This is a genomic window from Psychrobacter sp. SC65A.3 (assembly GCF_025642195.1).
In the GTDB taxonomy this organism is placed as follows: Bacteria; Pseudomonadota; Gammaproteobacteria; order Pseudomonadales; family Moraxellaceae; genus Psychrobacter; species Psychrobacter cryohalolentis.
The window spans coordinates 2,276,911-2,289,787 of the sequence record NZ_CP106752.1; the positions used below are offsets into that span (position 1 = coordinate 2,276,911).

The following is a 12,877-nucleotide window of genomic DNA, read 5'->3' on the forward strand; positions in this document are numbered from 1 at the left end:
CTAGCATATAGAGAAGCTCATAAAAAAAGCTTTGACCAGCAGCAATTCAATGAATTTTGTCTGCTCATGTCAGTATTATTATACTAATATGTTACAATCCTTGCCTTATTAAAAAACCCTTCCTAAAAACAATTTGTTAAAACGCCTTTTAAAAATGCCGCGAGCCCTTTACCATGCAAAGCTTAGTTACCCTTGTCTTGGTTTTAATGCCAATGTTTATTGGCTTTGCCATTCCATCCAATCCAACCCTGACCAAAATTGCCGATAAAGGCTTGTCTTATTTGGTCTTTATTATTTTAGGCTTGATTGGTATTGAGCTAGCACAAGTCGAAGGACTTGGCAGTCAGGTAGGTGAAATCGCACTGTACGTCACGATATTATCAATACTGACAATTGGAACTGGATTATTTGGGCTAATGCTGTTTGACCGTTTGCGCCCGTGGCATGCCAAAAAACCCAGTGTTAAATCTAAAGAGCATCGCGTTAGTATTCGCGGTAGCCTTACCCAAGTCATCTGTGTAGTAATAGGTTTTGTGATCGGTTATCTCTTGCCAGCCAACTATATACCGCCTGAAAACACCATGACGGTCATGCTAATGATATTAATCTTGCTGGTTGGTATTGGACTAAAAGGCTCGGGTATTACTCTAAAAGAAGTGCTGCTTAATAAACGCGGTGTCGAGATGAGTATTATCTTTACGATAGCGGTATTGGTTGGCGGACTTATCTTTGCGCTGATATTTAGCGATGTCTCTTGGACGAAGGGCTTAGCACTAGCGTCAGGATTTGGTTGGTATTCGCTATCTGCGATTGTGATGACCGATGCTTATGGGGCGATTTGGGGCAGTGTGGCGTTATTTAACGACTTGATACGTGAGTTCTTTGCGTTGATATTTATCCCCGTTTTTATGCGTAAATATCCGTCTGCATCGGTTGGACTTGGCGGTGCGACCAGTTTAGACTTTACTTTGCCAATCATTCAGCAATCGGGCGGTCTAAAAGTGGTGCCATTGGCGATTAGCTTTGGTTTTATTATTAATATTGTCGCGCCCGTGCTAATGGTATTGTTTTCGTCTTTGAGGTGATTGCTTACAACTTTCATAAGTCACTACATTCAAAATAACTGACAGCTTTCTCCATTACTATTATTGAAGTTTTCAACATTATTTTTGGTGTCAATGAACACTGCATATAGGCGACGGTTGTATCGGTCAGTTTCTTCAATATCAGAAGAAGCAACAGGTTGCTCTGCCCCATAACCATAAGTTTTAATGCGATTACAATTGACTCGATATTTAGAAATCAAAAAGTTTTTAAACCTTTCGGCACGATTGTTGGCAAGGGTTTGATAACCTCTCTTTTCTTCACGTGCACTTATATGGGCCTCAATAACTATCACTATATCTAAGCGCTTTTGCATTAGCGCACCGACTCTATCTAACTCTTCAAAATACTTGCTATCTATCTCACTACTATTTTCATCATAATAGACTCTAACTTCTCCTTTTATGAAATTCTTGTCAGTAATTTCTAATGAAGGTGGGCAGCCATTTTCATCTATCATAACGTTTGGAGGTGTGTTTGGGCAATAATCCAATTTGTCCGAAACACCATCGCCATCTAAATCGCTATCCGCTTGCATCGTCCTGATGTTTTCATATTGAGGTGTGGTTTTTGACGGTACAATTTCGATAGTCTGACAGCCAGCTAGCGTTATAGATAATGCTAATAGCAATAAATTTCTGTAGTTTCTATTTGTCATTGTTATTCTCTTCATTAAGAATCACTTACAGCTTTATTTGCCATCATTTTCGATTTTTTGAAACGTTCAATATATTACTTAACATTGCTAATAAGTGCATAAATACGCTGGTTGAGCCAACTGTTTTCGGCATCACTTAGCGCAATTGGACGTTCTGATCCATAGTAAAAGGTCTTAATACGATCAGGATCAATATTATATGTCGTGGTCCTCTGCACACGACAAAAAAATCATCCCCACCCGATTTTCATAGGTTTAGGGGTTAAAAAGCTAACTAACTGTCGAAATACAGTCTTATCATTGTTAAAGAACACCAAGTGAAGGCCCTCAATCAACACATCCAGGCCAAGCGCAAACAAACTGGCTTGAGGTCGAGCGTTTGACTTTAACTTGCGCTTTAACGGCTTATCTTTGTCTTTATAAATACCGACATGATAAGCCCAACAAAATGCTAAGGCGTTCACTGCGACTAATTTACTGACCCGATCAAGATGGGTTAAGTGGGTATCTTCAAGATTAAAGCCACGGCCCTTTAGACAAGCAAATAAAGTCTCAATCTCCCAACGCTTAGCATAGCTTGTCATCGCATCCACTGTTTCTAGTTGATTGGTGGCCACAATCACTAAACCGTAGTCTTTATCACGCTTGGCAAATACTCGAACCAAACAACCATCGACAGTCAGTATTCGCCCATGTCGATATGTTTCTTGATGGCTAACATGGCGTAATAACTCTTTAATCTGTACCAACTTGCCATGATGATTCTTAACTTTACTGTTCTTCTTAATCCGTATGGCAAAGGGTATGTGATTATTGGTGAGCCAGTTAAACCATTTTTCGCCAACAAACTCTCTGTCTGCTACTATCATCTCAAGGTTATCTTTGCCAAATTGTTTGATAAACCGCTCAATAAGTTCACAGCGTTCAAGATGGTTTGTATTACCTCGCTTATCTAGCATGTGCCAGTATAAGGGGATGGCTATCCCTTTATATACCACCCCTAGCATAAAGATGTTGAGGTTACTTTTACCCCATTTCCAGTTGGTGCGGTCAATGGTTAAGGTGACTTTGCCTAGCCCAAATAGTCGATATATCATCAAAGCCAGTTGATCGTAGTCTATCCTCGCTTCGGCAAAAAATCGCTGTAGTCTGCGATAGTGACTGTCGGTCTTGCCACCCTTAGGAAGGTGTCTTGCTATTTTTTTTAAGATTACTGCTTTGAGCAGTAATCAGGGCTATTATCATTAGGCTCAAACATGTGATTCTTGCCTTGTTCATACTCAGGTTTTGGGTTAAAGTTTCACTAAGTCTGTTAAAGTTTGGCATGGTCTGATTCGTCTTAAAAATTACTATTATGCCTTTGCTTTAACAGACTTTTTTGTTTTTTTGTCGTGTGCAGAGGTCGTGGTCATATAATTTTTAATCCCTTCCACCCGGTATCTTGATAGTGTTTGATTGTCACTATTGTCTTCACGCTTGGATATATGCCCTTCGATATGCATGACAGCGTCCAAATGATCTTGCATTTTTTTGCCTGCGTTATCTAGCTGTTCATAATACTCACTTTTTATCTCACTACTATTTTCATCATAGTAGGCTCTAGCTTCCATCATAAATTCGTTCTCACCAAAAAGTAAGGAATGCGGACAGCCCCTTTTATCTATAACTATGTTATATGGTGTGCCTGGACATTCATCTAACTCATCAAGCACACCATCACTGTCGCTATCCAAATTAACTACAACCGTTGGCATGTTGATAGTTTGACTTATTTGCTTAGGCAGATCAGCCGTTTGACAACCTGTCAGAGCTAAAGCGCCTATCATCATCGGCGCTATTGTCCATAATTTAACGTTCATACTCTACTCTTCCTTAAGTCTAAAACCCTAAACCCCACTCGCCTGCTTGGCAAACAGGCGCATCAGCGGTTTAATTTTGCCCACGCGATACATACCTTCATTACGAAGTTGTTGAATCGGACGCAGTTGAGCAAGCGAGCCTGCAAAAAGCCAATTAAGCGCAGAGAAGCTGTGCATCATCAGACTATTATGCGGACGACGCAAACGCTCATAGCTACGTAAGGTTTGATTGGTACCCCAAAGCGTACCGCCACTACGATTATAATCATGCGCCAATTGTTTGCTTAATGCTTTTACATCGAGCATCCCAAGATTGAGCCCTTGCCCAGCAAGTGGATGCACCCCATGTGCGGCATCACCGATCAATACTAAATTATCCGCAACATAAGTCTTTGCTTGCTGCGCCGCTAGCGGAAAACTGGCGATTGATTCAATTTTATGGATAGCACCAAGCTCATAATGACTGGCAGTAGCCAATTTATCAGCGATATAGCGCGCGTGTTCTTCTATCAATGCCAATGCTTGATTACGTGGTAATGTCCATACAATCGACTGCCAATGTTGTGGATTGGCTTTGTCTTCATCGGTGATATCAGCGAGCGGCAATAATGCCAATGTACCAGTCGGCAGCATGGCTTGGCGGGCGGTTTCTTGATGTGGCTTTTCAGTTTGAATCGCACAACAGATCGCGGTTTGATTATAATCAAGAATATCAAGCTCAATACCTGCTTGCTTGCGCACGAATGAGCCACGACCGTCAGCACCGACCAATAAACGCGCGTCAATCACGCTTCCGTTATCTAACGTCACACGGTAGCCTTGTGTGCTTCCTAGCCAGTCCATATCAACGACCTTCTGCCCATCGATGACGGTTAGATATTGACTGACATCAGGCGCTAATAAACGCTGCCATAATGCATATTCAATGACAGCAGGCTCAACCATACTACCAAGTATTTTCGGCTCGGAATTTTGATTAGTGTCATTACTATTATTAGTACTATCGCCGAACAGTAGCTCGCCTCTACCGTTTAGTTGCCAGACTTGCATTTGTGAGTAATCGGCTGTGCGACTTGACGCTGCTATCTTTTGCCAAGCGCCAACCTCTTTTAATAATTCGATACTGGCAAGGCTCAATGCATAAACACGGGCATCGCGTTGACCCAGTACTTGCTGCCAATCTTCCTTGTCACGCTTTGGGCGCGCATCAATGAGTGTCACCGGCTTATTGTCTTGTGCCAGCTTGAGCGCAAGCGTTGCACCGACGATACCGCCGCCGATAATCAGCGTATGGTTATTTTTCATAAAATATCCTTTGTGTCGCTATTTGAATTATCCGCTGATATTTTTAATAATTAGCAGCAGTTAGATTTTTGAATTTTTTTAATGGCTTACCAATACTAAGACTTTAGACCCATCGCATAATTGGCAATTAATGGCTTAATATTCGGTAACTTATCAAAGGCAACCAAAGCGACATTACGTGCCAGCTTGACTGCTGGATTTGGATGCGTAAAGCCATGTACCACTGCATCACAAAAGCGTATGACACGTTTTTGGTCAGTTTGACGGGCTTTCTCATAACGCTTTAGTAATGTAGGATTACCGATGTCTTCGCCTTTTAGTACTTGCGCGCTCATCATTTGTGCCAGTACATGAGCGTCACGCATACATAGGTTAAACCCTTGTCCTGCTACTGGATGCAGGGTGTGCGCTGCATTACCCATGATAACGCAGCGACCATCCACTTGTTTATCTGCCAGCACCCGTGTCAATGGATATGCACCACGGCGACCAGCAGTTTTAAACGTGCCTGCACGCTGACCAAAAGCTTGCTGCAAAGTCGCTAAGAAATGCGCGTCATCCTCTAAGTATTGCGTCTCTTCTCCGGTTCGGCAAACCCAAACGACTGAACGTCTATAGCCAGTCTGATATTCGTCATTACCGTCGCCTTCTGGATCCGTTAATGGCAACACTGCCAGTGGTCCGGCAGGACTAAAACGTTCAATCGCATTATGCTCATGTGGTTTGTCCGTTTCTACCACGCCGACGATAGCCGTTTGCTTATAGTCATAAGTAGTCGTACCGATATCTAATAACTGACGCACGGTAGAGTCGCGCCCATCACAGGCGACCAACACACTACCCTGCAATTGCTGCTCATGCTCTTCTTCACCATAATAGCTAAAACTTAGGGTTACACTATCACTTTTCTGGTCAACGGCTATTACATTTGCATTATCAATGAGCGTAATCAGTGGGTCTTGCTGAGCAGCAAGGAGCAACTTACGCCCAAGCCACGCATTTTCCATCACTTGTCCAAACGACTCAACTTGTTCATCCTTTTTATTGAGTTGCGCGCGTCCAAAGCTACCTTGTTCACTAATCTGTACAGCATCGATACGGCAGGCATGGCTTTGTAGTTCATCCCACAGCCCGATCTCTTGATAAATCTGTACTGTACGCCGTGACAATGCCGTATTACGGCTGTCTAAATAGTGGCTGCGATTGCTATCATCATTTGGGCTGATGGTTGGATAGCTGTTTTTCTCTAGCAACGTACTGGCGATACCATGGTTTGCTAGTAGCAACGCAAACGACAAACCGACATGACCGCCACCAGCGATAAGTACCTGCTGCTCAGTCATAGCAGTGTGTTTAATATTGTTAGATTTTGACAGATTTTCTTCAGTAGTTTGCATCATTATTATTCCTATCATTGCCGATTTAGCACGCATTTATACGTGATTATTATTCACTCAAAATTTTATTTTATTGAAAAACCTATTGTTCTTTGAACATATTAAAAAATTTCTAATATAGTAGATGCACCTTTAAAAGAATACAGTTCTACTGGAATTAATTATTCGCAGCCTCTGTCTGCCTAGGTACAGCAAGCAAGAAAAATTAATTCCAGTAGCACGTTATAATGTTTGTATTTTTTTCATTTAAAACTGACTATAGCGTTATCGCCTAAACAATAGATTACCACAAATTGCCTATTATTCTGTGGTCTTGACGGTATCTGTAGCAGCTATAAAAAATTCTTTCAGTGTGACTGCTGAATGCTTTTATCTATCGTTGCAATCGCCATACAAAAACAAAGCCATGCATACATCTATATAGCTTGAAATTTAAATTCTATCTACCATAATGAAGGCAGGAAATTTATTTATCATTCATCAAACTTACTATTCATTAAACTAACAGCTACTTTGCCGTCATTTTCTATTATCTAAAAGCCGTACGCTAAAAGCTCTAAACCAAAGAACATAAAGCACGACTAACTATTTTATCTCTGAAGTTCGTCTGACTATGCAGCATAGAAGCAATACATAGCAGCGGGCAACCAACACAAGGATAATCGCTTGACTGACTCCATGAGCCGCCGTATAAAATTTGAATCCTTGACCCCAGCACAGCTCAAAACCGTGCTTGGTGAATACAACAATCACATGAAATACATTCAACAACGCCTCGATATTAAAATCAGCCAACGCCAAGGCGACTTTTGTCTAAGCGGCGATATATTGGGTGTCGAGCGCGGCGAACGTATTATTTATAAAATGGTCGATGAAGCACAAAACACCAAAGACATCAGCGCCGAAGAATTGCATCTCATCATTCAATCAAGCTTCGCGCGCGATGAAGATATTGAAGAAGATGCAGCACAGCTAGAGGATAATGATGAAGACTTAGACGCCCCAAGCGAATTTACGCCTATCAGCTTGCGTACCCGTAATGGCAAAATCATTCCACGCGGTGGCAATCAGCAGCGTTATGTCAGAGATATTTTATCGTCTGATGTGTCCTTTGGTATTGGACCTGCCGGTACTGGTAAAACCTATCTCGCGGTTGCTTGTGCAGTTGATATGATTGAGCGCAATGAGATTGAACGAATTTTGCTCGTACGTCCTGCGGTAGAGGCTGGCGAAAAACTGGGCTTTTTGCCGGGTGATTTGACGCAAAAAATCGATCCATACTTGCGTCCTTTATACGATGCGCTATATGAGATGATTGGGTTTGAGAAAGTCGGTAAGATGATTGAAAAGCAAATCATTGAAATTGCCCCACTTGCCTATATGCGTGGTCGTACTTTAAATAACTCGTTTGTGATCTTGGATGAGGCGCAGAACACCACACCTGAGCAAATGAAGATGTTTTTGACGCGCTTAGGTTTTGGTTCGCGCGCGGTCATTACCGGTGACATCACACAGGTAGATTTGCCACGTGGCAGCAAGTCAGGCTTGGCACAAGCGATGGAAATCTTAAGTGGTATTGAAGAGATTCATATCACTAAGTTTGATTCAAAAGACGTCGTACGTCATCAATTGGTACAGAAAATCGTTGAAGCTTATGATGTCTATGATGACGAGCAGTTTGCCTTGCAGGAAAAGCGCAAGTTTGAACGTATCAAAGAGCAAGAGCGCAAACAGATAGTTGCTGATGCAGCAGCCAAATTCTAATCTATCTTGATAAGCCTATATTAGAAAGAAACCGGATTTTATATCCGGTTTTTTACTGTTAGATATTTTTTAATTGATATAAAAAGGATTAGGGTATGAGCCAAGACAGCAATAGTGATGATAGCAACAACATTAATGATAATTCTAATGAGAACAATAGCTTAGACGCGCTTGATATTAGTGCCAGTGAGCTTATCGATGACCAGACACTTGATAGTTTTTACAGTCGGGAGCAGATGCTGTCTGTAATGGCGGCGACACTTAACTATATTGATGAGCAGGTAAAAGGTGGTCTGATACTGCCATACTTTGACGATATCGATGCTGAGCAGTGGCAAGAGAAGATTAAGGTGCTCGATATTTATATTACGGATGAAGATGAAGGTCGCGAGCTGAATTTAGAAGCCCGTCAAAAGGATTATGCAACCAATATCCTCTCTTATCCAAGCGACCTGCCAGCAGCAATTATTGGACTGATGCCAACGCTACCGCTTGGAGAGCTAATCATTTGCCATGCGGTGATGATACGTGAAGCAGCAGAGCAAAACAAAGAAGTTGTGCAGCATATTAGCCACTTATTAATTCATGGCATACTGCATTTGCTCGGTTTCGATCATGAGCTCGGCCAAGCCGAGCAAGATGAGATGGAGCGCTTTGAGATTGAAATTTTGGCAGGGCTCAATATCCCAAACCCTTATAACTAATCTTTTTTAGTTAATAGTTTTTGTGCTTGGTCCATCTGATTAATCATCTGGTCAAGCCCTTTAACATGGACATTACGCTGCGGGAAGGGAATATCAATTTTATTATCATCCAGCGCGTATTTAAACTGTTCCAATAGATCGCACTGCATTGACCACCAGTCGTCATTAGTCGTCCAAACGTTTAAAGTTAAATCAACGGAGTTATCGCCCAAGTTGGTGACGCGGATAACCGGTGCAGGATCAGTAAACGCCTTCGGATTACTGATTGCCAAATTTAGCATGACATCCTTGGCAGTCTTGATATCAGCATCATAACCGATACCAACGGTGATATCGACGCGGCGGTTGGGCAATGAGGTATAATTGGTAACTGCTGAAGTGGTGATATCGCTATTGGGAATGATGACATCGTGATTGTTAATCGTCGTTAGATGGGTATTTACCAAAGTAATCTCTGTCACGGTACCGGTATAACTGCTGATCTGCACATAGTCGCCGCGCACAAACGGGCGAAAAGTGACAATCATAATGCCCGCTGCAAAGTTTGACAGCTGATCTTTAAGCGACAAACCTATTGCAACCGCTGCACCGCCTAGGATAGCAACGACAGAGGTGGTCTGCACGCCAACTTTACTCAAGGCTGCCAAAACGACCACAACCAATAGCACACCATAAATCAAGCGGCCTAAAAAGCTAGCGACCGTCTCATCTAAACGACCACGTAACATCATACCGTGAGCAAAGGTGACGGCTTTTTTGGCAAGCCAGCGCCCTATCACAAATATCAGCAGCGCTAGCGCAACCTTGGCCGCAATACTCAAAGCGTTATTGGTTAAGGTAGCAATATCAAGGGTAAAACCTAAAAATTCCATATAAACTCTTTATTCTATATCAGGGTTTCATCTGTTTAATACTTTAAGATACAGGGCTACTGGTGCTAATACGTCACCTCTACCGTATCACTATAACGATAGGTACGTATCAGACGCAGCTCAACGATGTCTTTCATGTCGGCGGTAAATTTGCCAAATGGCGCGGCTTGCCTGACTGATTGTTTGGCCGCCTCATCTAAGATAGTTGAATTTGAGCTCTCAAGCAAACGAATGGCTTTGATATTACCGTTATTGGCGATAATGACCATTAAACGCACTTCGCCCGTGATACCTTGTGCCCGTGCTTGGGCAGGATATTGCAGATTACCAACGCGCTCAACGTGTTCACGAAAGGTATTGATATAATCGGCCGCCGCGCCATGGGTCGTTGAGTTACTGTCCATGGTCACCACTTTTGACTTGGTGGCATAAGTCTGCTGACGCTGAGACAGTTGCGCCTCTAAGGTAGCAATCTGCTTACGTAGGCGCTCTTCTTGCACCCTCATATCATCTTGCGCTTGCTTACTATCATTGTCAGACTCTACGCTTGCATGACGCCAGCTTAGCGTGGTACGCAGGTAGCTTTCTTGATAATGCTGCTGGCGTACTTGCCGCTGCAAGCGAATCACGTCTTGCGTCTCACTCATTTGATCAGCGGATAACGGGCTGCTTTGGTCGGTTTCTTGACGCAATTGCTCTTTTACTGTACCGCCGCCTTGTTGCGAAGCATTAGCAATAAATTGCGCATCTTCATTTGGCTGCTTATTATCCGTTAGGGCTTTAGCAACGTCTTGCATCAATCCGGCAGGGTCTTGCCCCATCGAAAAACTGATACCGAAAATAATCAACGCATGCACGCTAATGGCAATAACAATCGCCATCGGCAAGCTGATATCACGTTTTGGTGCTTGCGCTGAAAAATGGTAGCTTTGTGAGTCTTTAATATACACCGCAGTCAGTCTCAGCTTATGAATATAAAGGCGGTCATCAATAAACGTGTTAATATCCATATCTATTGCCCATGCCGGCGCCATCATAACATGACATAGAATTGTCTCGCTAGCACAACCGTATACCGTAAATTCACAGTAACTTCTCAACAATTTATCATTGCTTACAGTGAGAGGTATGTTCTAACTTGTACTCATCGCATAAGCCCAGCGCATTTGATATCGAAAATAAAGGTATGCTGATGAGTAATAGACGTTCATTTTGCCCGCCTCGTTTTTGATATATACTGTTTGATATCGGTCACGCTTTTATAATGATAAGGATAATAAGTTTGAGTAGCTTTAATAACATGAGTGATAATGTCGATCATTCAGACAACTTTGATGACTTTTTCGAGAATCTCGGCTACCGCTTTGATGAATCATTCAGCGATGGTTGGGATCGCCTGACCCAATCTATTAAAGACTTATACAACCGTACAACCGATAAGCTAGAAGATGAGCTGGCGCTACCGCTGACACAAGCCTACGTCAATGATGCGCTAAAAACTTATGTCACGGATAATGTCAAAGCCATCTTAGAGCTGCGTGTTGAGATACATGAAGACTGGTTTCGCTTGTATTGCACGGTCGATGCCGGTGGCATTTATGCAGAGGTGGCGAGTAACTTTCGTCTGGTACATGCTCAGCTCGATCGCAATGTACAGCGCTTTGTCTTTGGGCAACTGACCTATACCGATATCCTAAATCTGCGCTGTGAGTCCTATCTTAAACGTCAAGGTATCAAACTATTTATTTGGTTTTACCACCGTATCCTGAAAAAAGACCCGTTGGGCTTTATCCTATCTTATATCGATATTGCACGCGCCAAAAATGAGATTATTTATATTGATATTAATCGTTGGCTGAAGAGTAATAAGAAAATTATCGGCATGTTACATAAGGCACAAGTTAACTATGGTGAGCTTGAAGAAGAACAATTGATTTTGAAAGCGCAGATTAATTATCGTGATTTATTATCCTCAAATAGCAATGAAGATATTATCAGCGAAAAAGACGAGCCAGTACAAGTACAAGGTCCTGTCCATCCACTAGATACAGAAAATGTAGCAAGCCAAGTTTAGAATATCATAACCTCTTAGCTCTTATTACTTTGCTATCTGATAACTGTCAACTATTATAAAAAAATGCTGTATCTTGCCAGACGAGAGTCTTCAAGATACAGCATTTTTCTTTTGCTAAAAATTTTAAAAGAATGCAACTCGATCACACTTTATGACATTCATTACCAGTAATTTTCTACCGCAATGTTGCCTTCTCCGCGGCGATTCATCACCAGTCCTAAGCTCTTTAACGTCTCTTTGGTATCTTCTACCATATCTGGGTTGCCACATAGCATAATGTGCGTGCTATCGACATCTAGAGCAATGCCTGCGCGCTCTTGTAGCGTTCCATCTAGTAGCAATTTTGGCAGGCGCTCTGTCAGTGCACCTTCGATAGGCTCACGAGTAACAACAGGTATAAAGATTAATTTTGCAGGATTATCAACCAAGGAGCCAAAGTCTTCTTGCAGACTTTTTATCTTATCAACGTACGCCAACTCTTCTATCGAGCGCGCGCTATATGCGAGGATAATATGCTCGTAATCTTCCCAAGTCTTTAAATCTTGCAGCATCGATAAGAAAGGCGCAAGACCAGTGCCCGTAGCCAGCAACCATAAATCTTTTGGTAATGGCTTTTGATAACGCGCCAATGTTAAAAAGCCAAAAGGCATCGTATTAAGCAGCAGCTCATCGCCTACTTCTAAGTGCTGCAACTGTGAGGTAAATGCCCCATTAGGAATGACAATAGAGAAAAACTCTAATACTTCATCAAAGGGTGAAGATACAATCGAATAAGCGCGAAAAATATCTTCGTTTAGTGCGTCATTAGAGACATCATTGCCTGCTTCGCCTTGCTGCTTATAGTAGTTTAAATGACTGGGATTAACACCCAAACGTACAAATTGCCCAGCCGTAAATTTAAAGCTATCCGGACGGCTGACGGTAAAGCTAAATAAATTTGGCGTCCAAGTGGTTTTGCTTAGCACTGTTAAGGTTTGAATATTGTCGCTCATAGTCATAAATCACTTATATTTTATTAACATTTATTTTTATAAAATTTAAACAACACGAAAAAAAGATGCGCCAAGCTTATCATAAAGCGGGCGCATCTTGTTTTTCGAACCGTAACAATCAATAAGTAGTAGTATGGATATAGCGCTA

At 42.1% G+C, this 12,877-nt stretch carries 12 protein-coding genes; 4 read left to right on the forward strand and 8 right to left on the reverse strand.

What is annotated here, in order from left to right; translation table 11 throughout:
- The first annotated feature begins 173 nt into the window (after positions 1–173).
- On the forward strand, positions 174–1,085 hold the full coding sequence (locus OEG80_RS09575; RefSeq protein WP_263240602.1) for a lysine exporter LysO family protein: 912 nt from the start codon (positions 174–176) through the stop codon (positions 1,083–1,085).
- Positions 1,086–1,114: 29 nt separating this feature from the next.
- Here OEG80_RS09575 and OEG80_RS09580 read toward each other — a convergent pair whose 3' ends face one another.
- From OEG80_RS09580 to OEG80_RS09600, 5 genes are all read right to left on the reverse strand, one after another.
- Positions 1,115–1,762 carry an OmpA family protein gene (locus OEG80_RS09580; protein ID WP_263240605.1) on the reverse strand — a complete coding sequence of 216 codons (648 nt, stop codon included), beginning with the start codon at positions 1,760–1,762 and terminating at the stop codon, positions 1,115–1,117.
- Between the two features lie 230 nt (positions 1,763–1,992).
- Entirely contained in the window at positions 1,993–2,988 is a 996-nt protein-coding gene (locus OEG80_RS09585; protein WP_111034557.1) for an IS4 family transposase, read from the reverse strand.
- A 126-nt stretch (positions 2,989–3,114) separates the two neighbouring features.
- On the reverse strand, positions 3,115–3,621 hold the full coding sequence (locus OEG80_RS09590) for an OmpA family protein (protein ID WP_263240607.1): 507 nt from the start codon (positions 3,619–3,621) through the stop codon (positions 3,115–3,117).
- A gap of 27 nt (positions 3,622–3,648) precedes the next feature.
- Entirely contained in the window at positions 3,649–4,926 is a 1,278-nt protein-coding gene (locus OEG80_RS09595) for an FAD-dependent monooxygenase (protein ID WP_263240610.1), read from the reverse strand.
- A gap of 95 nt (positions 4,927–5,021) precedes the next feature.
- Entirely contained in the window at positions 5,022–6,323 is a 1,302-nt protein-coding gene (locus OEG80_RS09600) for a UbiH/UbiF/VisC/COQ6 family ubiquinone biosynthesis hydroxylase (RefSeq protein ID WP_263242501.1), read from the reverse strand.
- A gap of 678 nt (positions 6,324–7,001) precedes the next feature.
- Between OEG80_RS09600 and OEG80_RS09605 the strand changes: the two genes are divergently transcribed.
- Both OEG80_RS09605 and ybeY read left to right on the forward strand, forming a co-directional pair.
- Positions 7,002–8,087 carry a PhoH family protein gene (locus OEG80_RS09605; RefSeq protein ID WP_263242503.1) on the forward strand — a complete coding sequence of 362 codons (1,086 nt, stop codon included), beginning with the start codon at positions 7,002–7,004 and terminating at the stop codon, positions 8,085–8,087.
- A 95-nt stretch (positions 8,088–8,182) separates the two neighbouring features.
- Complete coding sequence (ybeY, locus tag OEG80_RS09610; protein ID WP_263240612.1) at positions 8,183–8,791, forward strand: rRNA maturation RNase YbeY; 609 nt, start codon at positions 8,183–8,185, stop codon at positions 8,789–8,791.
- On the opposite strand, the gene OEG80_RS09615 is transcribed toward ybeY, so the two are convergent.
- Both OEG80_RS09615 and OEG80_RS09620 read right to left on the reverse strand, forming a co-directional pair.
- Positions 8,788–9,663, reverse strand: coding sequence for a mechanosensitive ion channel family protein (locus OEG80_RS09615; protein WP_263240615.1), 876 nt, complete (start codon positions 9,661–9,663; stop codon positions 8,788–8,790). The genes ybeY and OEG80_RS09615 overlap by 4 nt on opposite strands.
- Before the next feature lie 65 nt (positions 9,664–9,728).
- Positions 9,729–10,673, reverse strand: coding sequence for an energy transducer TonB (locus OEG80_RS09620; RefSeq protein ID WP_263240616.1), 945 nt, complete (start codon positions 10,671–10,673; stop codon positions 9,729–9,731).
- Positions 10,674–10,927: 254 nt separating this feature from the next.
- Here OEG80_RS09620 and OEG80_RS09625 point away from each other — a divergent pair, with 254 nt between their 5' ends.
- Entirely contained in the window at positions 10,928–11,737 is an 810-nt protein-coding gene (locus OEG80_RS09625) for a hypothetical protein (RefSeq protein WP_263240618.1), read from the forward strand.
- Positions 11,738–11,898: 161 nt separating this feature from the next.
- Here the strand turns inward: OEG80_RS09625 and OEG80_RS09630 are convergent, their stop codons facing one another.
- Positions 11,899–12,729: a ferredoxin--NADP reductase gene (locus tag OEG80_RS09630; protein ID WP_263240620.1), complete on the reverse strand. Its 831-nt coding sequence runs from the start codon at positions 12,727–12,729 to the stop codon at positions 11,899–11,901.
- Positions 12,730–12,877: the final 148 nt, after the last annotated feature.

What these genes read in the sequence shown, in the direction of transcription:
- ybeY (WP_263240612.1), top strand. Translation starts at nt 8,183, where the DNA reads ATGAGCCAAGACAGCAATAGTGATGATAGCAACAACATTAATGATAAT.
- OEG80_RS09620 (WP_263240616.1), bottom strand. Translation starts at nt 10,673, where the DNA reads ATGGATATTAACACGTTTATTGATGACCGCCTTTATATTCATAAGCTG.
- OEG80_RS09605 (WP_263242503.1), top strand. Translation starts at nt 7,002, where the DNA reads ATGAGCCGCCGTATAAAATTTGAATCCTTGACCCCAGCACAGCTCAAA.
- OEG80_RS09625 (WP_263240618.1), top strand. Translation starts at nt 10,928, where the DNA reads ATGATAAGGATAATAAGTTTGAGTAGCTTTAATAACATGAGTGATAAT.
- OEG80_RS09615 (WP_263240615.1), bottom strand. Translation starts at nt 9,663, where the DNA reads ATGGAATTTTTAGGTTTTACCCTTGATATTGCTACCTTAACCAATAAC.
- OEG80_RS09590 (WP_263240607.1), bottom strand. Translation starts at nt 3,621, where the DNA reads ATGAACGTTAAATTATGGACAATAGCGCCGATGATGATAGGCGCTTTA.
- OEG80_RS09575 (WP_263240602.1), top strand. Translation starts at nt 174, where the DNA reads ATGCAAAGCTTAGTTACCCTTGTCTTGGTTTTAATGCCAATGTTTATT.
- OEG80_RS09600 (WP_263242501.1), bottom strand. Translation starts at nt 6,323, where the DNA reads ATGCAAACTACTGAAGAAAATCTGTCAAAATCTAACAATATTAAACAC.
- OEG80_RS09580 (WP_263240605.1), bottom strand. Translation starts at nt 1,762, where the DNA reads ATGACAAATAGAAACTACAGAAATTTATTGCTATTAGCATTATCTATA.
- OEG80_RS09630 (WP_263240620.1), bottom strand. Translation starts at nt 12,729, where the DNA reads ATGAGCGACAATATTCAAACCTTAACAGTGCTAAGCAAAACCACTTGG.
- OEG80_RS09595 (WP_263240610.1), bottom strand. Translation starts at nt 4,926, where the DNA reads ATGAAAAATAACCATACGCTGATTATCGGCGGCGGTATCGTCGGTGCA.